This is a genomic window from Lancefieldella sp. (assembly GCF_057237245.1).
In genome coordinates this window covers 46,728-68,835 of sequence record NZ_DBHHJM010000009.1, presented here as the reverse complement: position 1 = coordinate 68,835, position 22,108 = coordinate 46,728, and the positions used below count along the sequence as shown (strand labels likewise).

At 49.0% G+C, this 22,108-nt stretch carries 21 protein-coding genes and 1 other RNA gene; 21 read left to right on the top strand and 1 reads right to left on the bottom strand.

The genetic code is table 11. The annotated features are described in order from the left end of the window. Positions 1 to 154: 154 nt before the first annotated feature. Positions 155 to 937, bottom strand: coding sequence for a DeoR/GlpR family DNA-binding transcription regulator (locus ACO5GU_RS06840; RefSeq protein WP_313995821.1), 783 nt, complete (start codon positions 935 to 937; stop codon positions 155 to 157). Between the two features lie 380 nt (positions 938 to 1,317). Here ACO5GU_RS06840 and ACO5GU_RS06835 point away from each other — a divergent pair, with 380 nt between their 5' ends. From ACO5GU_RS06835 to ACO5GU_RS06735, 21 genes are all read left to right on the top strand, one after another. Next, the gene (locus ACO5GU_RS06835; RefSeq protein WP_313995819.1) at positions 1,318 to 1,773 is read left to right on the top strand and encodes a PTS sugar transporter subunit IIA; all 456 of its coding nucleotides are present in this window, start codon (positions 1,318 to 1,320) and stop codon (positions 1,771 to 1,773) included. After that, on the top strand, positions 1,773 to 2,072 hold the full coding sequence (locus ACO5GU_RS06830; protein ID WP_035427244.1) for a PTS sugar transporter subunit IIB: 300 nt from the start codon (positions 1,773 to 1,775) through the stop codon (positions 2,070 to 2,072). The genes ACO5GU_RS06835 and ACO5GU_RS06830 overlap by 1 nt, the downstream gene beginning before the upstream one ends. Positions 2,073 to 2,234: 162 nt before the next feature. Next, positions 2,235 to 3,542 (top strand): PTS ascorbate transporter subunit IIC, encoded by a 1,308-nt coding sequence (gene ulaA / locus ACO5GU_RS06825; protein WP_035436465.1) that lies wholly within the window; start codon positions 2,235 to 2,237, stop codon positions 3,540 to 3,542. Positions 3,543 to 3,641: 99 nt separating this feature from the next. Further along, on the top strand, positions 3,642 to 4,241 hold the full coding sequence (locus ACO5GU_RS06820) for a hypothetical protein (protein ID WP_484930550.1): 600 nt from the start codon (positions 3,642 to 3,644) through the stop codon (positions 4,239 to 4,241). Between the two features lie 56 nt (positions 4,242 to 4,297). After that, positions 4,298 to 4,906 carry an SIS domain-containing protein gene (locus tag ACO5GU_RS06815; protein ID WP_484930548.1) on the top strand — a complete coding sequence of 203 codons (609 nt, stop codon included), beginning with the start codon at positions 4,298 to 4,300 and terminating at the stop codon, positions 4,904 to 4,906. A gap of 38 nt (positions 4,907 to 4,944) precedes the next feature. Beyond that, a complete protein-coding gene (locus tag ACO5GU_RS06810; RefSeq protein WP_484930546.1) occupies positions 4,945 to 5,841 on the top strand; it encodes a dihydrodipicolinate synthase family protein in 897 nt (298 codons plus the stop codon). Positions 5,842 to 5,911: 70 nt separating this feature from the next. After that, positions 5,912 to 6,562, top strand: coding sequence for a beta/alpha barrel domain-containing protein (locus tag ACO5GU_RS06805; protein WP_156095534.1), 651 nt, complete (start codon positions 5,912 to 5,914; stop codon positions 6,560 to 6,562). 191 nt (positions 6,563 to 6,753) lie between these two features. Beyond that, entirely contained in the window at positions 6,754 to 7,782 is a 1,029-nt protein-coding gene (ftsE, locus tag ACO5GU_RS06800; RefSeq protein WP_484930544.1) for a cell division ATP-binding protein FtsE, read from the top strand. Beyond that, complete coding sequence (gene ftsX / locus ACO5GU_RS06795) at positions 7,760 to 8,695, top strand: permease-like cell division protein FtsX (RefSeq protein ID WP_035428404.1); 936 nt, start codon at positions 7,760 to 7,762, stop codon at positions 8,693 to 8,695. Before ftsE ends, ftsX begins: the two co-directional genes overlap by 23 nt. A gap of 197 nt (positions 8,696 to 8,892) precedes the next feature. After that, positions 8,893 to 9,741, top strand: coding sequence for a LysR family transcriptional regulator (locus tag ACO5GU_RS06790; RefSeq protein ID WP_035435663.1), 849 nt, complete (start codon positions 8,893 to 8,895; stop codon positions 9,739 to 9,741). Between the two features lie 224 nt (positions 9,742 to 9,965). Beyond that, positions 9,966 to 11,408 carry an APC family permease gene (locus ACO5GU_RS06785; protein ID WP_484844777.1) on the top strand — a complete coding sequence of 481 codons (1,443 nt, stop codon included), beginning with the start codon at positions 9,966 to 9,968 and terminating at the stop codon, positions 11,406 to 11,408. Positions 11,409 to 11,544: 136 nt separating this feature from the next. Further along, positions 11,545 to 12,792 carry a metal-dependent hydrolase family protein gene (locus tag ACO5GU_RS06780; RefSeq protein WP_484854275.1) on the top strand — a complete coding sequence of 416 codons (1,248 nt, stop codon included), beginning with the start codon at positions 11,545 to 11,547 and terminating at the stop codon, positions 12,790 to 12,792. 254 nt (positions 12,793 to 13,046) lie between these two features. Then, positions 13,047 to 15,059 carry a ribonuclease R gene (rnr, locus tag ACO5GU_RS06775; RefSeq protein WP_484930542.1) on the top strand — a complete coding sequence of 671 codons (2,013 nt, stop codon included), beginning with the start codon at positions 13,047 to 13,049 and terminating at the stop codon, positions 15,057 to 15,059. A gap of 81 nt (positions 15,060 to 15,140) precedes the next feature. Next, complete coding sequence (locus tag ACO5GU_RS06770) at positions 15,141 to 16,076, top strand: tetratricopeptide repeat protein (protein ID WP_035431546.1); 936 nt, start codon at positions 15,141 to 15,143, stop codon at positions 16,074 to 16,076. 2 nt (positions 16,077 to 16,078) lie between these two features. Beyond that, entirely contained in the window at positions 16,079 to 16,561 is a 483-nt protein-coding gene (gene smpB, locus ACO5GU_RS06765; protein WP_035431549.1) for an SsrA-binding protein SmpB, read from the top strand. A 257-nt stretch (positions 16,562 to 16,818) separates the two neighbouring features. Further along, positions 16,819 to 16,956, top strand: coding sequence for a rubredoxin-like domain-containing protein (locus tag ACO5GU_RS06760; protein ID WP_035431550.1), 138 nt, complete (start codon positions 16,819 to 16,821; stop codon positions 16,954 to 16,956). 172 nt (positions 16,957 to 17,128) lie between these two features. Beyond that, a complete protein-coding gene (locus tag ACO5GU_RS06755; RefSeq protein ID WP_484815799.1) occupies positions 17,129 to 17,821 on the top strand; it encodes a YoaK family protein in 693 nt (230 codons plus the stop codon). A 180-nt stretch (positions 17,822 to 18,001) separates the two neighbouring features. Next, positions 18,002 to 18,369: a transfer-messenger RNA gene (gene ssrA, locus ACO5GU_RS06750) on the top strand. Positions 18,370 to 18,710: 341 nt separating this feature from the next. Next, positions 18,711 to 19,577: an MBL fold metallo-hydrolase gene (locus ACO5GU_RS06745; protein ID WP_484930540.1), complete on the top strand. Its 867-nt coding sequence runs from the start codon at positions 18,711 to 18,713 to the stop codon at positions 19,575 to 19,577. Positions 19,578 to 19,746: 169 nt separating this feature from the next. Further along, entirely contained in the window at positions 19,747 to 20,313 is a 567-nt protein-coding gene (locus ACO5GU_RS06740; protein WP_314007018.1) for a PadR family transcriptional regulator, read from the top strand. Beyond that, on the top strand, positions 20,294 to 21,982 hold the full coding sequence (locus ACO5GU_RS06735) for a flavodoxin family protein (protein ID WP_484930538.1): 1,689 nt from the start codon (positions 20,294 to 20,296) through the stop codon (positions 21,980 to 21,982). The genes ACO5GU_RS06740 and ACO5GU_RS06735 overlap by 20 nt, the downstream gene beginning before the upstream one ends. Positions 21,983 to 22,108: the final 126 nt, after the last annotated feature.

Genomic DNA, 22,108 nt, shown 5'->3' with positions numbered 1-22,108 from the left:
ATTGAGGTATTTTCAGCGTCATGTATACGTCTTTTTAACAGATTATCTGACTTAGATGTGTTTTGAACTGCCTCCTATTGCTCGTGTCCAAGAAATGGCGGCCTGCAAAAGGCCGCCATTTTGTGTTCGCTTAAATAATAATAAAGCACAAGTCTTACTTAGCAGGAAGAATAGAAGGAGTGACGCAGACAACATCCTTAAGTCCTGCGGCTTTGAGCTCTTGGATCTGCTCGTCAGTTGCACCTGTATCAGTAATCAGAAGGTCAATATCCTCTGCAGAACCAAACTGGAAGTTGGAAGTAGTGCCCAGCTTAGAAGAATCAGCAACAACATAGTGCTTTCTAGAGCGCTTGAGCATCTGAGCGTTAATTGCTGGCTCAGGGGATGTTGCAGAAGTAAGACCAAATTCTCCCGAGAAACCCGTGCAGCCCAAGAAGCATTTAGCAGCAGTAATGTGCTGGATGCACTCAAGAGCGGTATCACCAGTCATGGAAGCGCGTGGAGGACGGATGTCACCACCAGTAAGGATGATAGAAAGATCGTGGATGTCCTCAAGCAACAGCGCCTTGCCGTTGTTTGTAACAACAGTTACGTCGTGAGCATCAATCCACTCAAGCATCCCAAGAGCAACGGAGCTGGTGTTGATGAAGATGCAATCGCCATCCTCAACGTAGCGAGCGGCTTCGCGGGCAATTGCTTTGTTAGAGCGAATCTGCCTTGAGCCAGAAGGACGACCATAAGGATTAAGCAGGGTAGCAATGCCATACTGACGAGTCAGGATGCCGCGCTTCTCAAGAAAGTCCAGGTCACGTCTGATAGTCAAAGAAGAGACCTCAAAGTGATCAGCAAGCTCTAAAACACTTGCTTGTCCCTCTTTTTCTAGCAGCTCAGTAATTGCCTCGCGACGTGAATCTACGTAAGCCTTACTCCTTTTCATAAATGCCCTCCCTTTATGAGCAACATTTTTTCTTTGAATGTTCATTCATCAATAAAATAGAACATTAGAAGAAGGATATCAAGATATTTCAGAAAATAATAGTATGAATATATATGAATGTTTTAGATTATAAAAAATTTAACATATAAACTTTACATGGGATAATAGAAGGCGCTTCAATTACGTTCATAAAAACATGAACATTTGTATAGCTACTTGGACAAAAGATACGCTGAAAAAATATGAACAACTTTGATTACTGTTTGAGTAAAATTGATTGAAGTTAAGAACGTTTCATGGCATATTATCAAGTTATTAAGACTTGTCATGAGGCGGCTTTGGGCCAATGTGTCTCATTAAGAGAAAGGCAAGGTGGTGCTGTGTTAAGTGATCTCCTTACCGAAGACCTGGTGCAGCTCAATGTTGTAGCTTCTAACTGGGAAGATGCAATTAGAAAGTCTGCGCAACCACTCGTCGATAACAAAAAAGTAACTGAGGGCTATGTTGATGACATCATTAAAGGTGTCAACGAACTTGGCCCTTATATTGTTATTACCGAGCATGTTGCCCTTCCACACGCACGCCCTGAGTCCGGCGCACTTGAGCCTGCAGTAGGCATTGCCGTGCTTAAGGATTCCGTTGAGTTTGGCAGCAAAGACAACGATCCAGTTAAGTTTCTTTTCCCACTTGCAGCAAAAGATAGTGAAGGCCACCTTAGTGCCCTTCAGTCTCTTGTTGAATTGCTGAGCGATCCAGATTTCTTTGCTCAGCTTGAAAAAGCTCAGTCACCAAAAGATGTTGTGGACCTTGTCCACGCAAAGGAAGGTAGGTTGTAATGGCTGATAAGAAGTTCCACGCACTGGTTTGCTGCCGTGCAGGTATGGGTTCTTCCATGATGCTCAAGATCAAGATTGACCAGGTCATCAAAGAGAATGATCTTCCAATCGAGACTGAGCACGGTAATCTGGATTCCCTGATTGGTTTCAATGGCGATCTTGTTATCACCATGTCTGACCTCACCGATGAGCTCAACGCTGACGATCGCGTTCCTTCTGCAGTTGGTATTACCAACATTGTCGACAAGGCAGAGATGAAGGAAAAGCTCACCGCTTGGCTCGCAGAGCACAACGCATAAGCTTCCCTTTGTATCTTTGTGGCGGGAGTTTCTCGTCATACGCAACATGAGTTGCCTTCGGCGAGAAGCTCTCGCCAAACCTTTGACAAGAGGTACTTGTCACGTGATTTAGAGAACTTATCTGAGTAGGTTCGTCGGTTTATTTGCTGAAAGGGATTACGCATGCTCAATGCAATTCTCATGCAGCTCAGAGACACAGCCGTCATCATGGGCATTATTGCTCTTGTCGGCCTCTTGCTGCAGAAGAAGTCCGCTGTGGACGTCTTCTCCGGAACTGTGAAGACCATTATTGGCTTCATGATCTTCAACATTGGTTCTAGCGCTATGTCCGCTCAGGTCAACATCTTCAGCGATATGTTTAGTCGTGCATTCGCTGTCAAGGGCGTTGTAACCCAGGTTGAGGTCGCAACTGCTCTTGCACTGAATACCTATGGTACTGAGGTTGCTCTTGTAATGGTCCTTGGCTTCATCATGAACCTTGTGTTTGCCAAGATTACCCCATTCAAGTCCGTCTTCTTGACTGGTCAGCACTTCCTGTACTTCTCCTGCGTACTCGCACTGGTCTTCATTGCTCTTGGTCTCCCAATGTGGGTCACCATTGTTCTTGGTGGTGTCATCCTCGGCTTCTGCGGTGCTGCGCTACCTTCGTTGTGCCAGCCATTCGTAAACAAGCTTGTTGGTGGAGATTCCATCGCAATCGGCCACTTCAACTGCATCGGTTATGCATTCTCCGGTTACGTTGGAAAGCTCTTTGCTAAGAAGAACGAGGAGGAGGGCGAGAAGGAAGCTAAGGAGCTCCCAGAGTTCTTCAAGCTCTTCAAGGACTTTGTCTTCTCCGTTGCTCTCTTCATGATTGTTCTGTTCTACGTTGTTACTATTGCATGCCTTGTCACCGGTCACTTTGGCGACACCCTTGCAAACAACAAGCCATTCACCAGCTACTTTGGTAACGATATGTGGTGGATTTGGCCATTCCTTGCTGGTCTTCAGTTTGCTGCTGGTATGTCCGTTCTTGTTTACGGCGTCCGTCAGTTCATTGCTGAGATTACCGCTGCATTTGTCGGCATCTCCGAGAAGCTCATTCCAGATGCACGTCCTGCAGTCGACTGCCCTGCAATCTTCCCATTTGCACCAAACGCTGTCATCATCGGCTTCATTGGCTCCTTCCTTGGCGGCCTTGTTGCAATGGCACTTATGGTTGCATTCCACAGCCCAACCATCATGATTCCTGCAGCAGGCATCTGCTTCTTCTCTGGTGGTACTTGCGGCGTTTGTGGTTACGCTTACGGTGGATGGCGCGGTGCTCTTCTTGGCTCCTTCCTGGTTGGTATCTTCCTGACCGCTGGTCCTCTGATTCTCTATCCTGCATTTGCTCAGCTGGGAATTGCAGAGGCATCCTTCCCTAACGTTGACTACAACATCGTTGGTTCTATCATCTACGGCATCGGCTCACTCTTTGGTCTTGCCTAAGCCTAGATTTCTGTAGTACCTACTCAGCTCTACGGTTTCTTAGGGCGCTCGTGGAAAGCCCGCGGGCGCCCTTTTAAAAGCTTCACAACAAGGAAAAACATGGCAGACGAGAAGAACAACAAAAGTGTTACTGAGTCAGTACTTGGCGATATGTTTGGCCTCAGTGTTGACAAACAGCCTGCTCCAGAGCTTCCCAAAGATCAGTTAGTTCTAGAAGTTCTTGAAGATAGAACACGTTTGATGGTTCAGGGAATTCTGTATTTGCTCCTGGCGTTTGCTGCTCTTGCTCTGACATTTTTCTTTTGGGTTTACGCCAATGTAAGTGGCAATATTTTGGGTCTTGTTGGTGTTATTGCAGGACTTACCATTACGTGGTTTGCATCACGAGCCATGGGAAAACGCTTTAGTCGTTTTGCCAGCGGCATTCATGTTATTGATTTTGGACAGAAAAACGTATTTATCTTTGCAAAATCCGACAAGAGAAAAGCACTTGTCGTTCCTTATACCAAGATTAAAAGCTACAAACTCATCCGACAGGGCAAGGCGCTCCGTCTGCTTCTTGAAGGCGCTTGGGTAAGCCATCCTTCCGGATTTGAATTTGTAGATATTAACCGTCCTTTTATGGCCACCACGCTTGATCAAATTCAAGAGCAGATTGAGCAGTTTATGGCTCAGCACAAGGTCAAAGAGACGCGTTAGCTCAGCATGTAGTAAGTGTCTTTGAGCGCTGCCTCACAGACAGATAAGGAGTTGTAATGGCAACTGAAAAAGAGCAGGTTCAGGAGTTTCTCTCCATTGTGGGAAAGTCGCTTCATCAGTATGTAGAGAGCATTGATTTTGATGCGCTTTCTGCAGCTAAAAAGCTTATTTTGGATGCAGAGGCAAAGGGCGGCCGTCTACACGTAACCGGCATTGGTAAGCCAGGTCACGTCTCCGGTTATGCTGCATCGCTTTTCTCGTCAACTGGAACTCCAACCTACGAGCTTCACGGTACCGAATGCGTCCATGGATCCGCTGGTCAGACTCGTCCTGGTGACGTAGTCATTGCTATTTCCAACTCCGGCGAGACAGGCGAGCTCAAGGCTACCGTTACCTGCCTCAAGAACGTTGGCGTGCACATTATTGCGCTGACCGGAAATCCTAACTCGTGGCTGGCAAACGAGGCAGAGGTTGCCCTTATTGCAGGTGTTGAGAAGGAGGGCGATTCTATGAACAAGCCTCCACGCGCTTCAATTCTGGCTGAGATTATGGAGCTCCAGTGCCTCTCTATCCTGCTTCAAAACGAGTACGGCCTTAACCCAGAGCAGTACGTTAAGTGGCATCCCGGTGGAGCTCTTGGCGCGTCCATTCGCGAGGGCAAATAACCCCAGGTAAACACTGTAAAATATACAGAGGAGTTTGAATGTCAACATTTAAGGGCGTTATTGTCCCTATGGTTACGCCGTTTAACCGCGACGAAGAGCAGTCTATCAACTACGAAGCCGCTGAGCAGCTTCTGGAAAAGTTCATCGCCGAGGGCGCAGACGGCATCTTCACGTTTGGCTCTAATGGTGAGTTCCACGTTTGTAACCCTGACGAGAAGATCAAGTTCTCCCAGTTTATTATCGAGAAAACCGCAGATCGTCTTCCTGTTTACGTGGGAACCGGCGCTTGCTCAACAAAAGAGGCTCTCTACATGAGCCGTGAGGCAGAGGCAATTGGTGCAGACGCACTTTCTGTCATCAACCCTTACTTCCTGGGCATTTCTGATCAGCAGCTGGTCGAGTACTTCAAGACAGTTGCTGCAAGCGTTAAGATTCCTGTCCTTCTGTACAACATTCCTAAGGGTACCGGCAAAAACATCTCTAAAGAGGCAGTTGAGCAGCTGGTAACCATTGAGAATATCAAGGGTATTAAAGACAGTTCCGGAAACATTGATAACCTCAAGGATTATCTGGACGCTGCCGCTGGTCACGACGTAGACGTACTCGTTGGCTCTGACGGAAAGATCTCCGAGGCTCATGCTCTTGGAGCTCAGGGTACTATTGCAGGTACCGCAAACCTTATTACCAAGGTTGTCGTTGACCTCTGGAAGGCTCTTGAGGCAGGAAATGCAGAGGAAGCAGCTCGCCTGCAGGCAGAGATTGAGCCAATTCGCGATATCCTTCACCTTGGAAGCACTCCTCAGACGCTTAAGCGTTCTCTTGAGCTTGCTGGGTACCCTGTTGGTCCTGCTCGTTTCCCCGTTACCGAGGTTGCAGAGGGTGTTGACGAGAAGATCTATGCAATGCTTGACCATTACGGAATTGCTCATAACTAAGAAACAAAAAACGGGTTTCTCGCCAGCTCAATAGGGAAGGGCGAGATACATTTACAAGGAGATGTTGTATATGAAGATGCAGAAAGCTGCTGTTTCTCAGGCACTGGTAGATACCTGTGCGTTTGCAGTTGTTCGCGTCCCAACAGTTGAGCGTGGTATTGAAATTGCTGAGGGTCTTGCAGAAGGCGGCGTTCACGCAATGGAGATTAGCTACACCCTGCCAAACGCAGGCGAGGTTATTGCTGCAATTAGAGAGCGTCTTGGCGACAAGATGATTGTTGGTGCAGGTACTGTTATGGAGCCAACAACCGCTCGTCTTGCTATCATGGCTGGCGCTCAGTTCATTGTTGCTAACTGCGGCTCTGATGAGGTTGCTCGTATGTGTAACCTGTATCAGATTCCTTACGCACCTGGTTGCACTACTATGACCGAGGCAAACCACAGTCTTGAGATGGGCGCTGCCTTTATTAAGTGCTTCCCAATTTCTAACGTCTATGGTCCTGAGCTGGTCAATCTCTTTAAGACCCCAACTCCTTGGATGCCTCTGATGGCTTCTGGCGGCATTAATCTTGACAACCTTGCTGAGTGGCTTGAGCGCGGCGTTGATTGCTGCGGCATGGGAAGCCTGCTTACTAAGGGTTCAAAAGAGGAGATTGCAGCTAACGCAGCTAAGGTACGTGCCATCATTGATGAGACACGTGCAAAGATGCAGACTGCATAACAGGTGCAGAGCTAACTTGCAGGCAGCGTATAACTAACGCTCAGCAGCGTTTTTCTCGCGATTTTTAGACCGTCTCTTCTGAAAAGAAGAGGCGGTTTTTCTGTGGATGAACTGCGTGACGTATAACATACCTGCACTTTTGGTAAAATAAAATCTGTATCTGTCTCTTCGGAGTAAGAAAAGGAGCAACTGTGGCTAATCATTTTCGCACTGATGAGCAACAGGAGTCCTCGTTTGATGACCGTTTTGGGGTAATTTCTCAGGATGATCTGAACCAGCTTGACCAGCAAGATGTTGTAGCTGATCAAGTTGAAACTCAGGACTTTTCTGCTGATGTGCCAGTGGCCCAGGCTGCTGAACCTGTAACAACTGTATCTGATCCATTTGCTTCTGGAGCAGAAGCTGTACACGTGGTAACTGCTGAGCAGCAAAACAACCCTGAGCAGGCACCTCTTGATCGTGCAAAGTTTTTTGCAGATCTATCTCAAGATGCACCTAAGGTAGAGCGTACTGGTACTCCAACCATTTCTTTCAAGAACGCTTCGCTTGTGTATCCATCGCAGCCAAATCGTCCTGCGCTGGACAACATCAGCGCTGATATCTACCCAGGTGAGTTTGTCTTTGTAGTTGGACACTCTGGTTCCGGTAAGTCATCTCTCTTGCGTCTTATCACGCGCGAGCAGAAGGCAACTCACGGACAGGTTATTGTTGCTGGTCAGGACCTTACACGTATGCGTAACTCCAAGGTTCCTTATCTGCGTCGCCAGATTGGTACCGTCTTCCAGGACTTTAAGCTTCTGCCCGATAAGACCGTCTATGAGAACGTGTCCTTTGCACTTGAGTGCATTGGCAAGCCTCGTCCTGTTATTGATATTCAGGTTCCAGAGGTTCTGCGTCTGGTAGGCCTCGGCCAAAAGATGAGCGCTTACCCAGACCAGCTATCCGGTGGTGAGCAGCAGCGTGTTTCTGTTGCTCGTGCAATGGTTAACCGCCCACCACTGCTTATCTGCGACGAGCCTACGGGTAACTTGGACCCAGCAATTTCTCTGGGCATCATGAAGCTTCTTGACCGCATTAACCGTGCGGGTACTACGGTTGTAATGGCAACACACGATCGCGAGATGGTTGACTCTATGCGCAAGCGCGTTATTGCGCTTGAGGCTGGTCACATTGTCCGCGACCAGGAGAAGGGAGGCTATGGCTACTATGGGGCTCTCTAATTTTGGATATTCTCTGCGTGAGGCCGGAAGCCACTTTAGAAGGAACTGGTCTACCGCTCTTGGCGCTATCGTAACCATCTTCTTGTCCCTGTTTATCATCGGTCTGTTTGTTCTTGGCTCAGCTCTTATCGAGAACATGGTAGGAAGTGTCGAGAACCGCGTTACTATCCAGGCGTTTCTTTCGGATGACGCAGATCAGGCCGCAGTAACTGCTTTCCAGCAAGAAGTTCAAGGCTGGGATACGGTTGAGTCTGTAACTTATAAGAGCAAAGAGCAGGCTCTTGAGGAGTACCGCACAACCATGAGTTATCGCAATGCTTCTGATGCGGTTTCTGCTCTTGATGGCCAGAATCCAATTCCTGCATCTCTTGTGATCAAACTCAAGGATCCTAAGGATGTTCAAGACGTTGCCCAGCGCATTGCTTCTTCATCATCTTTTGCAGCCATTGCGGATAATAAGAGCAATCCATCCGGCGATGTTCAGTATGGTCGCGAGACCGTTGAGCGCCTGTTTAGCGTAACAGCATACATTCGTATTGGCGCTATTGGCCTTGTTGGACTTCTGGTGTTTGTTGCCTTTGTCTTTATTAACAACACCATTCGCCTTGCTATTAATGCTCGTCGTCGTGAGATTGCAATCATGCGTCTGGTTGGTGCATCTAACGGCTTTATTCGCGGACCATTCCTTATGGAAGGCGTGCTCGAGGCTCTTATCGGCGCTCTTCTCGCCATTGTCGTTTTGGTTGTTGGAGCCCACATGCTTCTCCCGGTTATGGCAGAAAGCATGACCTTCTTGACCTTTGCTATTCCAACAACGGTCATGCTGGGTATGAGTGGCCTTTTGCTGCTCTTAGGTTTGCTTCTGGGACTCTTTGGTTCTGCTATTGCTATGGGCCGCTATCTGAAGGCATAGCAACTAAGCAACCTGGTACTTCAATTGTCAAAGTGAAGTATCAATTAAGAAAGTTTTTTGCATAAAGATTGCAAGGTAAGACCTCGTGAAAACCGTTCACGGGGTCTTTTTACGTTAAACGGTATTTACCAATTTGCAGGTAGAATGATATTTTTAAGGGTGAATTGTTAGGCCACGTACTTGAATGGGGGCCAAGTATGGAGACCAACCTGCACAAATTCCAGGCTTTTACTTCTGCGGCGTATCACAGTAGCTTTACGGTGGCGGCAGAAGAGCTGGGATGCACTCAGTCGTCTATTAGTCGCATGGTGGCAAGTCTAGAAAAAGAGTGGGATGTCCGCTTGTTTAACAGACATGGCGGCTATGTAAGTCTGACTCCTGAGGGAAAGACGCTTTTGCCTGTTGCAGAAGAGGTGTGCCAGGCATACAGCAAGTTGAGCAATCAAGTGAATCGCGTCAGCGCCATTGAGATGGGCAACCTTGTTATTGCTGCGCCTTCGAGCTTTCTTTCACGAACACTGCCAGGTCATCTGAAGAAGTACATGACTGATCATCCAAACATCAAAGTTGAAGTTATCGAGTGCACGTACGGCGAAGCCCTGCGTCTTATTAGCAAGGGTAAGGTGGATATTAGTTTTACTATGACCCGCGCAACTGAGCAGGGATTTACTTCAACATTATTTGATCATGATGAGGTTATTGTTGTTTCTCAAAAGGGACATTACGAGAAGAACCTTGAGACAATTCCTGTTAAGCGTCTTATCGAAGAGCCCTTTATTGTTGATATTGAGACGGCTCCTTTGCTTCAGAAGCAGCTCAAAAACGCACGTATGACATTTGCATCATCTGATTCATTCACCATTATGTCCATGGTAGAGTCGGGTCTTGGTGTAAGTTTGTTGCCACTTGAGGCAACAAAAGGTACAAATTTTGATATTGATGTACATCATCTAGAAACTCCCGTACATCGTAATGTCTTTATTACACATCGTGTAAAAGGCGAGATGTCGCGCACTACAGAAGAGTTTTTAAAGTATTTGAGTTAAAGATTGATACATAGTTGTGTACGTTAACTATTTGAAAATTGCATAACTGTTATTAGATTTTGGTAAAGATGTAAAAAGATTTAACTACCGCTCGCGGTTATAGCCTTTACGCTTACGGGTTTATCTGACGCCCAGAGGGCGCTACTCCTTTTTTCAAATCGCTTCGGGTGCAAACATAGTCTCATCAAGTTCTTCGTCCGAGTAATTACGGGAAGGAGTGGGACATGGCAGAAAATGCCGAGGCACCTGAGATGCAAAAGTCGTTGAGTCTATTCAACTTCTTTACCATCGGATTTGGTGCGATCATTGGTACCGGATGGGTGCTCCTGGTAGGCGACTGGATGGTTCTTGGTGGAGGACCATTCCCCGCGATGATCGCATTCGCAATTGGCGCAATTTTCCTTGTACCAATTGGATGTGTTTTTGGCGAGCTCACTGCTGCTATTCCAATTTCTGGTGGCATCATTGAGTACGTCGACAGGACATTCGGCCGCCCAATGGGCTTCTTTACCGGCTGGATGCTTCTTCTGGGCAACGCTCCACTATGTCCTTGGGAGGCAATTGCTATTTCCACGCTTCTCACCGACCGCTTTGGTGCATTCCCTATTCTTTCTTGGCTGAGGTCCGTTAAGCTCTACACCATTCTTGGTGCAGATGTTTACCTGTGGCCAACAGTCATCGCTCTTTGCTTTGCTATCCTGGTCATCTTCCTTAACTTTAAGGGCGCTGGCGCAGCAGCTAAGCTTTCGAGCTTCCTGACTAAGGCTCTGCTGACTGGTATGATCCTTGCAATGGTTATCTCCTTTGCAACTGGTTCTCCAAGCAACGGCCTCCCCGTCTTCTCCCAGGCAACTGAGGTTGCAGGTGGCGAGGGCACAAAGGCTACCAGCTTCTTTGGCGGCATCATTGCAGTACTTGTTATGACTCCATTCTTCTACGCTGGTTTTGACACCATTCCACAGCAGGCAGAAGAGGCTTCTGCTGACCTTGACTGGAAGAAGTTTGGCATCATTCCTGCACTTGCACTTATCGCTTCTGGTGTCTTCTATCTCATCTGCATCTATGCATTCGGAACCATGATTGACTGGCACGAGTTTGTTAAGTCTTCCGTTCCTGCACTTGCAGTTCTCGAGCGCATCAACCTGTTCTTCTACATTGCAATGCTCATCATTGCAACACTCGGACCTCTGGGCCCAATGAACTCCTTCTTTGGTGCTTCTACTCGTCTGATGCTTGCTCTTGGTCGTAAGAAGATGCTCCCAGAGTCCTTCGCAAAGATCGACCCTAAGTCCGGCGCACCTCTGACCGCAAACATGTTCATGGCTGGCCTGACCCTTGTTGGTCCATTCCTTGGCCGCAACATGCTTGTTCCTCTGACCAACGTTGCTTCTCTCGGCTTCATCTTTGCATGCACCATGGCTGGCGTTGCCTGCCTGCGCCTGCGTCAGACCGAGCCAGACCTGCCTCGTCCTTACAAGGTCAACGGTGGTATCGCAGGCATCCTGGCTGCAATTCTTGCTGGTAGTATCATCATCGGCCTGATGGTTGTTCCTTTCAGCCCTGCAGCTTTGAAGCCAGTTGAGTGGATCATCACCATTTCTTGGATTGTCATTGGTATGGCCATCTTCATGATCTTTGGTCGTCAGTCTGAGAAGGCAGCAGCATAAGTTGCTTGCAAGCTCTAAAGGTTTCATCGGTACGTTGAACTAAGCACGTTATTTGTTTCTTTAGTTTGGATTTTTTGCGCCCAAAAAGGGTGGGCGCAAAAAGATAGTATTTATCATTTACTAGAGGGGGAAAGAAATGAGTAAGATTGCTTTTGTAGGCGGAAAGCTCGTTGACGGCACTGGCGCCGCTCCTGTTGAGGATTCTCTTGTCCTCGTAGACGACAAGAAGATCGCTTATGCTGGTCCTCGCACTGAGGTTCCAGAGGGCTATGAGGTCCGTGACATCCAGGGCCGCACCATTATGCCAGGTCTTATCGATACACACCTGCACTTCTCCGGCAACCTGACCGACAACGATAACGACTGGGTTATCGAGTCCGTTGCTCAGAAGCAGGCATGCGCAGTCAAGCAGTCCTGGGACGCTCTCTCCCACGGTCTTACCACCGTCTGCGAGATTGGCCGCAATGGTATCGCAATTCGTGACCTCGTTAACATGGGGGTCATGGAGGGACCACGTATCTACGCTACTGGCCTTGGCTTCTGCCGCGTTGCTGGTCACGGTGACTGCCACCAGCTCCCACAGGAGATTTCCAAGAATGGTCACCCATGGGGCGATCAGGTAGACGGTCCTTGGGATCTTCGTAAGGCAGTTCGTCGTCGTCTTCGTGAGAACCCAGACGCAATCAAGATTTGGGCTACCGGTGGCGGTATTTGGCACTGGGACTCCGGTCGCGATCAGCACTACTGCTACGAGGAGATCAAGGCAGTTTGCGACGAGGCAGCAATGGTTGGCATTCCTGTTTGGTCACACTCTTACAACAGCTTCTCCGCAGCTTATGACTCCGTCCGTTGCGGCTGCGAGCAGATGATTCACGGCTTCGAGCTTGATGCAAAGACCATGGATCTTATGTGCGAGCAGGGCACCTTCTTTACTCCTACCATCGGCTTCCTGCCAACTTGGTACGGAACTTATCCACCAGAGTGGACTCCAGAGCTTGACGCATTCCCAGGCGATACCGTCGTTGAGAAGGGTCTCAACCGTACATACGAGAACCTCCGTGCTGCTAACGAGCGCGGCGTCACTCTCACCATCGGCTCCGACTCCTTCAGCTTCGTAACTCCTTACGGCTATGTCACCATCGATGAGATGTATGACTTCGTTGAGAAGGCTGGCGTCACCATTCTTGAGACCATCAAGGCTGCTACCCTTAACGGCGCTAAGATGGTTCACCACGAGGATGAGTTTGGCTCCCTCGAGGCTGGCAAGCTTGCTGACCTCCTGGTTGTCAAGGGCGACGTTGCTACCAACATCCGCGACCTTACCCCAGATAACATGGAAGTTATCATGAAGGAAGGCAGCGAGGTTATTCGCGGCACCTTCTAAGAGGTAAACCAATCCCTTCTGGAGCCCCTATGCAGTCTCTGCATAGGGGCTCTTTTTGTATGTGCAGGGATGGCGAGAAACCCGTTGAGGGCTCCGACGTCTATCCGTCGAGATGTTCGTCGAGAAACCCGTCGAGATCCCTGGAACTTCTCGCCTTATCTGCGCATCGTCTATCACAAGGCACTTTAGGGTACATATCAGAAGATTCATCGGGTCAGCGCAAAAGGCGCTGGCTTCTACCTACAGGAGGATTTTTGGCTAGAAAACGCATACATAAAGGAAACCGTCGTCAGGGGCGTGCAAAAGTCTCAAAGCGACCATCGGCGTTGCTTACAGGCACGCTGAGCCTTTCTCGTCCAGGAGTTGCTACCGTAAGCACCCCTGAGGGTACGTATGCGCTGGCCAAGCACGGGATTCATGAGGCAATGCATGGAGATGAGGTCCAGGTTTCGCTTGTCTCGGCCAAGGGAAAGACTCCTCTGGCAAACGTGCGCTTTGTGCTTACGCGAGCTACTCAGACGTTTTTGGGTATCTACCACGACGCCGGTCCACTTGGCGCTGTGGTGCCGCTGGATAGTCGCATTCAGCGAGATTTCTTTGTGCTTCCCGAAGATCCTTCTGTTGGGCGTCATTACGTTTTTGAGGGCGACGTGGTTGTCGCGCGTATCACGGAGTATCCAACGCGTAAAAGCGCTGCTGTGGTTACTATCGAGCGCCGCGTGGGATCAGCCGAAGATCTGGACATGAACGTTGAGGCAACTATTGCTTCGTATGGTTTGGCAACGGAATTTCCTATCAAGGCACTGAAACAAGCCGAGAAAATCTCCGTTGATGCAGATAAAGCCCTTGCAGAAGACGCTTCAAGACACGATTTGCGAGAAGAGCTGTGCATCACCGTAGACCCAGCAGATGCTAAAGATTTTGATGACGCCGTTGGTGCGCGGAAGCTTGAAGATGGCAGCTTTGAGCTGTGGGTTCACATTGCAGACGTGGCTCACTATGTGAACTGGGATTCTCCCATTGACCTGGAAGCTCGCATGCGCACCTGCTCGGCATATTTAGTGGACCGCGTGTTGCCCATGTTGCCAGAAAAGCTCTGCAATGACGTGTGTTCTCTGCGACCAGCTGAAGATAGGCTGGCTATGTCGGTAAAGATGAAGCTGAGCAACTCAGGCAAGATTCTTGGCGCAACGGCTATGAATTCCGTCATTCGCTCACGAGCAAGACTCAGCTACGACCAGGTAGATAGCTATCTGCAAGGAGACGTCGCGGCACTTGACTCCGTTGTGCCTAGAGAAGACGTCGGCGCAATCAAAGAAATGATTAACGTGCTCAATCAAATCCGAGCACTGAGAGAAGAGATTCGTGAGAAACGCGGTTCGGTAGATTTTGAAAGCGTAGAGACGCGCGTAGTGCTTGACGAGAATAACAAGCCAGTTGGCGTGTCGGTGCGCGAGCGCACCCAAGCAACGGGGCTTATCGAGGAAGCAATGCTTGCAGCCAATGAGAGCGTCGCGCACATGCTCAGCCAGCATGACCTGGAGTCGGCATATCGCGTGCATGAGCAGCCTTCTCCAGAGTCACTTAAGCTTGCGGTCACTCCACTTGTAGCGATGGGTGCTCTTGAGCCAGATGTTGCGTCTCGTATTGCCATTGGCGATCAGACGGCATTGCAAGAAGCGCTGGAGTCAGTCCACGGCACACGTTATTCTCGTGTGGTAAATGCACAGCTGCTTAGAGCCCAAAAACGAGCTATCTATCTGCCAACAAACCAGGGCCACTTTGCCCTGGGAGCAGATGCGTACTGCCACTTTACCTCGCCAATCAGGCGCTATCCTGACGTGATAGTTCATCGTACGCTCAAGCGTTTGCTCCGCGGACAGACGGCGTCTCACGCAGAGCTCAGTGCCCTTCCAGATATCTGCAGCACCTGCTCTGAGCAGGAGCGCAAGGCAGATGCGGCGGCTCGTGCTACGCAAAAGATCAAGCTGGCTGAGTACTACCAGAGTCGTCTGGGAGAAGAAACGTGGGGAACTATTGACGGCTGCGAGCGTTTTGGCCTGTTCATTACATTGGACGATACCTACGCCGACGGGCTTCTCGCCGTGAGGGATTTGGGTCACGAATGGTACGTGTATGATCAGGAGACTCTGGCGCTGATAGGGGAATCAACAGGCAAAACGTATCGCATTGGTGGACGTGTGCGCGTGAAGATTTCTGGCGTAAATGTGGCTCGTGGTCAGATTGATTTGGCACTTGTGGAATAATAAGCAGGTAGATTACGTGCGGGTTTATGAAGCGCCCGCACAGATGATTGCATGATTGATATTGAATGATAGGTGAGTAAGATGGCACTTTCGGCACTTTCAGATGAGCTGATGCGCGCTGAAGGCATGATGATGCAGGACCAGAATGAAGAGGCCCTTGAGCTGCTGCTTCGTTTGGCTGAAGACGCTGAGGAATATGTGGATTGCAACTGCCAAACCACAGATGAGCTGCAGTATTTTGCGTTTCCAACGTTATTTGACCGCTTAGCGTATAGGCGCGTGGAGAACGACCCTCGCAAGCTTGAGGACGTTCATGAGCCGTTTGATCGGCTGTACGGAGACCTTGCAATGGCTTACGTACGTACTGGCGATTACGAAAACGCCATGAATGCGCTGAAGACTGCCATTCGTTGGAACCCAATGAACTGCGGATTTAGGCTTGATTTGGCTGACCTGTTTAAGATTGCAGGAGATATTCGTGAGCATATTGCCCTGACATTTGGCGTCTTTGAGCGCGCAAGCGAGGCAAGGCATCTGACCAGGGCGTTTTTGAACTTTGCTGCGTGGTTTGAGGCTCAGGGTAGGCTTGAGCAGGCTGCAGCATGTCTGAGGGCTGCTCGTCGCTTTGAGGTTAAAGACAGCACGCTTGAGGCCGCTCTTGACCAGGCTGCAGGCACCCCTAAAGATCCTGATGGTCTTACCGACGAAGAGGCAAATGACCTGCTTGAGGCAGAGGGCCTGCCAACAGGCGCCAACGCCGAGATTGCGGTTTGCCTGCTGATGTGTGCGCAGGATTGCGCCGCCATGGGCGACAGGGCTACTGCAACTGAGATGACCATTCGCGCTCGCGATCTTGTGGGCGAGCAGGCAGCTCTTACGCTTCTGCAGCTTGTCCGCGACGCCGCAATCTCCGAGGGCTTTACCGCGGGCGGCAATCCTGTATCTGCTGACGCGCCAGGCAATGCATCTGGCGAGAAAACCGATGCAGCAGAAACTTCGGATGGGGAAGGCAAGTAAGTATGGCCGAGACCCAGGGAAAACAACAGGGCAAGAAGTCGATCGCACGTAATCGCTCTGCTCGTCATGAGTACGAGATTGGCGAGACCTTTGAGTGTGGCCTGGTGCTTACTGGCACCGAGGTCAAGAGCCTGCGTGAGCGTGGCTGCCAGCTGACCGATACGTTCTGCCTCATTCGCGATGGTGAGGCGTGGATTCACGGCATGCACCTGCACCCGTACACAAACGGTGGCGTGTGGAACGTTGACCCAGATAGAAAGCGCAAGCTGCTACTTCACCGCAGGCAGATTGACTATCTTGACGCAAAGCTTCGCCAGAAAGGCTTGGCGCTGGTTCCGCTTGAGATCTACTTTGACGAGCATAACCGCGTCAAGTTGCTGATTGCGCTTTCGCAGGGTAAAAAGCTCTACGACAAGCGTGCGTCTGCAGCCAAGCGTGATTCTGACCGCGAGATTCAGCGAGCTCTCAAGGAGCGCAGCCGCTAGTAGTGCGTCGCTGCCGTACGCGAGCGTACCGCCGGAAGCGGCTGGCGCTCGGAGCACGCCGAACTTCTCGCCAAAAAATTTCGTGCGAATTTTATGAGAATCATTCCTATTTTCGGAATAATGCTTTAGAATCGCTCAAGATTTGTTACTATCTGCATGAGCACTTAACCGCGGATAAGGGCCACGGTTAGTTGCCGTCCGCGTTAAATGCGCGAATAGAAGGAAAAGCGCGTCAGCGCTTGGAGAGAGGAATAAAAATGGCAGAGACTACTTACAAGTTTGTTTGCACCGTTTGTGGCTATGAGGTCGAGGTTGACACTCCAGAGCTTCCTGAGGACTATGTTTGCCCAGTTTGCGGCGTTGGTCCTGAGATGTTCGAGCTTGTCGAGGAGTAAACTCCCCACAAATTAGTCAGATAGGTTATCCGCGCAAGATTGCACGTTGGTAACCTCTTTGATGATCACCCAAACAAAATCGTAAAAGCGATGTAGGATTTAACCTGCATCGCTTTTCGTATACGCCTGCGTAATATGTGCCGTGGATGTACGCAATGTGGTTGGAGTAGTCTTGAAGCACGCGTTACAAATGTCAGATTCGGTGGAAGTTGCAGCATTCTTGGCCTTTTCGGGCGGAGTGATGGACGCCTATTCCTACCTGGTACGTGGTGGTGTTTTTGCCAATGCTCAGACGGGAAACTTACTGCTTTTTGGTATTAATTTGACAAGCGGTTCGTTTGAAAAGTGTCTCAAATACGCCCTTCCAATTTTGGCATTTGCCATAGGTATTGCGCTTTCATATGCTATTCGAGCCATTGCGCGAGAAGAACATCTGCACTGGAGACAGCTGGCGGTTATCGTAGAGATTGCGCTTCTAGGTGTAGTTTCTTTACTTCCAACCGATATGAACCTGCTGGCAAACAGCCTGACGTCACTTGCGTGTGGCATTCAAGTCCAGGCGTTTAGAAAGCTACATGGTCACGCTTTTGCAACTACTATGTGCATTGGAAACCTCCGCGGCGGAACGCAAGAAATAGCCGCATATATGCACACGCACGATTCATCTCACATTGAGACATCGCTGCTCTATTTTGGAACTATTTTCTGCTTTGTAGCTGGTGCGGTAGTGGGTAACTTGCTCATTCCGCTGCTGGGAACCCATATGATTTGGCTGTCACCCGCAGCGCTTCTCGTGGTTATTCTTATCATGTTTATTGATCGCGAGAAACAAGTCCTAGAAGCTCACGGTAAGTCTGCAAAGTAAGCCGTTAAGTAGGCCGTAAAGTAAGCCACAAAGTAAGCCGTTCCCAAAATAGTCATATCTTTTTTGAAAGAATGGCAGTTCATGGGGTATACTCTCTACACTTTGAATTGTGTGTAGTGTCACTTGCGTACACAATTCAGGAACATTGAAAACTGCATGGTGGCAGTTTCTCTCATTTTTGGGGGTGACTGGATTCGACAAGGTGAGTTTGCGGTGGGCAGCAAGCCGTGGTCTCCTCGCCACGTAAAACAGGGGTAACGTCAAATTGAATTGACAACACTCTTACTTTTGAGCCTCGTATGGCTCTCGCTGCTTAATTTAGTTCAGCGCGTCTAACTGGGATTTTCTCCTGTTCTCAGGGTGACGTCATTTTAGGGAGATGCTTGTAAGGACGTAGTTGGTATGCCTTACAAAAAGATTGAACCAACTGGAGTACCAAACGCCTGTTACTAAGTGTGCGGTACTTGAGATTTAATTAGTAACTGAGCTTGGAGACACCTGCCTAGGATTTGCTTTGGACCGGAGTTCGATTCTCCGCACCTCCACCATACATTCGTTACTCATGAATGGCGAGAAACCCCGTGATTCATGAGTACTTTTTTAAACGCAACATTGTGTTGCACGTCTGCAAAAGAGCCGCACTCCGATGTATTTGGAGTGCGGCTTTTGCTGTTCAGGATTTATTTTTACGTTGGCGTTTGTTTTTTACTCGTTTAGCGGAAAGTCATAGGCTACGGGCAGTTGAGGGGTAATATTTAGTTAGCAAAATCTAACAAACACCAAAAGGCAAGTTCAGACATCATTTTCTGCACGTATAGTCCATCGCATTGGTGGATTGCTTTTCAAATCATATGACGCCGTGAATGGAAAATAGAATCGAGGCGAAGCAATGTCAAAGAGTGCTTCAAGGTTTCAAAAAGTGCTGATGTCGTGGGTGTATCGCGGCAAAGAAATATTTAAGCCCCTTAACACAGGTGCCATTGATGAGCACGTGAGGTGCATACGTGAGTATGTGGCCAATATTTTCTTCTACACTAAAGGCAGTACTACCATCATGATTGACGCAGGGTACAGCTACGATCGCCTGCAAGAAAAGATGGACTGGCTGGGAATTGACCCTAAGGATATTCAGCATATTCTAATCACTCACCTAGATACCGATCATATTGGCGCAATCGAGTCGGACAGTGACCAGCTTTTCAGTCACGCACAGGTTTATATTGGCGATGTTGAAAATAGGTATTTAACAGGAGAAGTTGGTCGCCGTGTAATGAATGGCTGGTTTAAGCTGCCAAAGGTGATCATTCCAAATAAAAAGACACTTCTGCACGACGGGGAAGTGCTTGATATTGATGGCATAAAAATCGAAACAATTCTTGTCCCCGGTCATACCTGGGGTCACGTGGTGTATCTGATTGATGACGAGTATTTATTTTCTGCCGATACTATCTGGCTGGGAGCAGACGGTGGTTATAGCTTTATCAATAAGCTTGCAGAAGACAACAAACTTGCTGTTGAATCGCTTGCAAGGCTAGAGGGCATTCTGCGTGAGCGTGGACTTAATCCCAAAATTATCACCGGGCATACAGGCTGGACAGATGACATCAACTTTGTCTTTGCTCATACTGATGAGGTGTGTAACGTCAACAAACCAGTCAAAGTTCATGACCCTAAGGCTCCCTACGACGCATATGACGAGCGCGACGACACACGCGAAAACGCGGTGAACACGCCACTTCTTCCCTGTAATAGGTAACGCCGGAGCAATAAAGAGTACATGATAAATGCACGTTAGGACTCTGTCAGAAATGGCAGAGTCTTTTTCAGTCAGAAAGTAGTTAAAGTTTTTCAGAATTTCTCGTTGACATATTCCACAAGTGGAACTATTATCGTTATAAGATATTCAACAAGTGGAATATAAGGAGATGAGAGATTTGCTCAAGCAGGGAATTCTTGGTCTCTTGAATTATGGAGATATGTCCGGCTACGAGATTAAAACGATCTTTCAACAGTCGCTTAATTACTTCTGGACCGCCCAGACAAGCCAGATTTATAGAGAGCTGCAGTCGCTAGAAAAAGACGGCTGGGTTACCTCAACGCTCGTCGCTCAAAAAGGAAAGCCGGATAAAAAGGTTTTCTCGATAACTGAAGCCGGCAAAGAAGAGTTGCAGAGGTGGCTGAGGGAAGACTCTCAGTCCTCGGTGCTGCGCATTCCGCTTTTGATGCAGACGTTCTTTAGGGGCGAGTGTTCCTACGAGGAAAACCTTGCGTTCTTTAAACGAATCGCAGATAACGCCTCCTCGTTTCCTGGTGGAAGTGAGCTGGCAGCTGGCGCGGTGGCCGCTTACGCAGCTCAAATGGGTGACCCAGAGAAGGCGTTGTTCTGGCAATTTACTATCGAGTACGGCAAGATGCACGAGGAAATGCTTAGGGCATGGAGCGAGAAGTGCATGAAGGAGCTGGAGGCGCACCATGAACATTCTGCTCATTAATGGCAGCCCCAAGGGCAAAGCTAGCAACTCTCTGCGTCTCGCTAAGAGTTTTATCGAGGGCGTCTCTGAGCAGCACGCAAATGAAGACGTGACTGTTGAGCAGCTCAATGTTGCTGCTATGGACATCAAGCCATGCAAGGGATGCTTCCACTGCTGGAAGAACACGCCTGGCCAGTGCATTATGTCGGACGACGAAGAAGACGTCATCCAAAAGCAGCTCTGGGCTGACCTGGTTATTTGGAGTTTTCCGCTCTACTACTTCAACGTACCTGGATTGCTAAAGAACCTTATTGATCGCCAGCTCCCCATGAGTCTGCCCTTCATGAGCGACGCAAATAGGGGATATGGAAGTGGTGCGCACGAATCTCGCTATGACATGTCCGGCAAGAAGCACGTTCTTATCTCTACCTGCGGATTCTATTCTTCAGAGGGCAATTACGATAGCGTTACCAAGATGTTTGACCACATTCTTGGCCAGGGCAACTACGAGAGCATTTTCTGCGGTCAAGGCGAGCTCTTTCGTGTAAAGGAGCTTTCCGCACGCACCAACCAGTACTTGGAGCTTGTCAAAAAGGCTGGTTCAGAATACGCTCAGGGCGGCATTTCTGACCAGACAAAAGCTGAGCTCAAAGTCTTGCTGTATCCAAAAGAGATGTTTGAGCAGATGGCAGATGCAAGCTGGGGAATTTCTCGCGATACAAGCGCTCAGGGCAGCAAAAACGCTGGCGAGAAACCCGTTGAGCAGGTACCTTTTGACCATATCTTCACCTCGCAGATGGCGGCCCTGTATGATAAGACGGCTTACGACGGAAAAGATCGCGTGCTTGAGATGAACTACACCGATCTTGGGCGTAGCTACCAGATTCTGCTGGGCAAAGACGGCAGCAGGGTCTTTACTGATGGCAGTCTTACTACCACCACAAAGCTCAACACTCCGTTTGAGGTCTGGCAGTCCATTTCTCGTGGCGAGATAAGCGGACCAGAGGCGCTGGGTAAGCACCTGTATACCGTTGAGGGCGATTTTTCCTTCATGATTGATTGGGATAAGTATTTTGGTCCCACTCCTGGCGGCGCATCTGGAGGTGCGCAGAACGTGCCGCTTGAAGAAGCGGACAACACGCAGAAAAACCCTCAGATGATTACAATGCTGCTCCCTTGGATTACCTTCTGGACTGCAACATCGTTTGACTCCCAGGTTGGCGCTATGATTGTGCTGCTTGTTACTGCTTTAATGCCGCTTATTATGAGGAACTTCAAGTTCACCATCTGGGACAGAATCTCATTTGCCCTGGTCGGAGCATTGTCTGCAGGCGTTTTTATGAGCGGAAATGGCGACGGGAATCTTATTGTCAATTTGGGTTACCTGGCTTTTGGTCTTATGTGGTTGGCCTCGTGCCTTACTAAAGAGCCTCTCTGCGCTGCATATGTTAAGTACAGCTACGGTGGAGATAATGCCTACAACAATCCGCTGTTCATGAAGACAAATTATATTTTGGCTGCATGTTGGGGTGCTATGTACGTGTTAACGGCCATTTGGAGCTGGTTTGCAGTTCAAAATGGTGTGGGCGGTATTTTGGTTATCGTGAACAACCTGGTTCCTATTGGAATGGGCTTGTTTACGGCGTGGTTCCAAAAGTGGTATCCAGCTAAGATGGCAAGCGGAAAGTAAGCAGCTCAATCCACTACAAAACACCTACACGTCAAAAGAGAAGCAGTACTGAACTGCCTCCCATTTCTTATGTCCAAGAAATGGGAAGCAGTTCATATGCGGGTGATTATGATTCTGTAGCGTGTT

Excerpts from the sequence above, each read along its gene's own strand:
- ACO5GU_RS06820 (WP_484930550.1), top strand. The coding sequence starts at position 3,642 with ATGGCAGACGAGAAGAACAACAAAAGTGTTACTGAGTCAGTACTTGGC.
- ftsX (WP_035428404.1), top strand. The coding sequence starts at position 7,760 with ATGGCTACTATGGGGCTCTCTAATTTTGGATATTCTCTGCGTGAGGCC.
- ACO5GU_RS06790 (WP_035435663.1), top strand. The coding sequence starts at position 8,893 with ATGGAGACCAACCTGCACAAATTCCAGGCTTTTACTTCTGCGGCGTAT.
- ACO5GU_RS06785 (WP_484844777.1), top strand. The coding sequence starts at position 9,966 with ATGGCAGAAAATGCCGAGGCACCTGAGATGCAAAAGTCGTTGAGTCTA.
- ACO5GU_RS06740 (WP_314007018.1), top strand. The coding sequence starts at position 19,747 with ATGAGAGATTTGCTCAAGCAGGGAATTCTTGGTCTCTTGAATTATGGA.
- smpB (WP_035431549.1), top strand. The coding sequence starts at position 16,079 with ATGGCCGAGACCCAGGGAAAACAACAGGGCAAGAAGTCGATCGCACGT.
- ACO5GU_RS06780 (WP_484854275.1), top strand. The coding sequence starts at position 11,545 with ATGAGTAAGATTGCTTTTGTAGGCGGAAAGCTCGTTGACGGCACTGGC.
- ACO5GU_RS06830 (WP_035427244.1), top strand. The coding sequence starts at position 1,773 with ATGGCTGATAAGAAGTTCCACGCACTGGTTTGCTGCCGTGCAGGTATG.
- ulaA (WP_035436465.1), top strand. The coding sequence starts at position 2,235 with ATGCTCAATGCAATTCTCATGCAGCTCAGAGACACAGCCGTCATCATG.
- ACO5GU_RS06815 (WP_484930548.1), top strand. The coding sequence starts at position 4,298 with ATGGCAACTGAAAAAGAGCAGGTTCAGGAGTTTCTCTCCATTGTGGGA.
- ACO5GU_RS06760 (WP_035431550.1), top strand. The coding sequence starts at position 16,819 with ATGGCAGAGACTACTTACAAGTTTGTTTGCACCGTTTGTGGCTATGAG.
- ACO5GU_RS06735 (WP_484930538.1), top strand. The coding sequence starts at position 20,294 with ATGAACATTCTGCTCATTAATGGCAGCCCCAAGGGCAAAGCTAGCAAC.
- ACO5GU_RS06810 (WP_484930546.1), top strand. The coding sequence starts at position 4,945 with ATGTCAACATTTAAGGGCGTTATTGTCCCTATGGTTACGCCGTTTAAC.
- ACO5GU_RS06770 (WP_035431546.1), top strand. The coding sequence starts at position 15,141 with ATGGCACTTTCGGCACTTTCAGATGAGCTGATGCGCGCTGAAGGCATG.
- ACO5GU_RS06840 (WP_313995821.1), bottom strand. The coding sequence starts at position 937 with ATGAAAAGGAGTAAGGCTTACGTAGATTCACGTCGCGAGGCAATTACT.
- ACO5GU_RS06805 (WP_156095534.1), top strand. The coding sequence starts at position 5,912 with ATGAAGATGCAGAAAGCTGCTGTTTCTCAGGCACTGGTAGATACCTGT.
- ACO5GU_RS06745 (WP_484930540.1), top strand. The coding sequence starts at position 18,711 with ATGTCAAAGAGTGCTTCAAGGTTTCAAAAAGTGCTGATGTCGTGGGTG.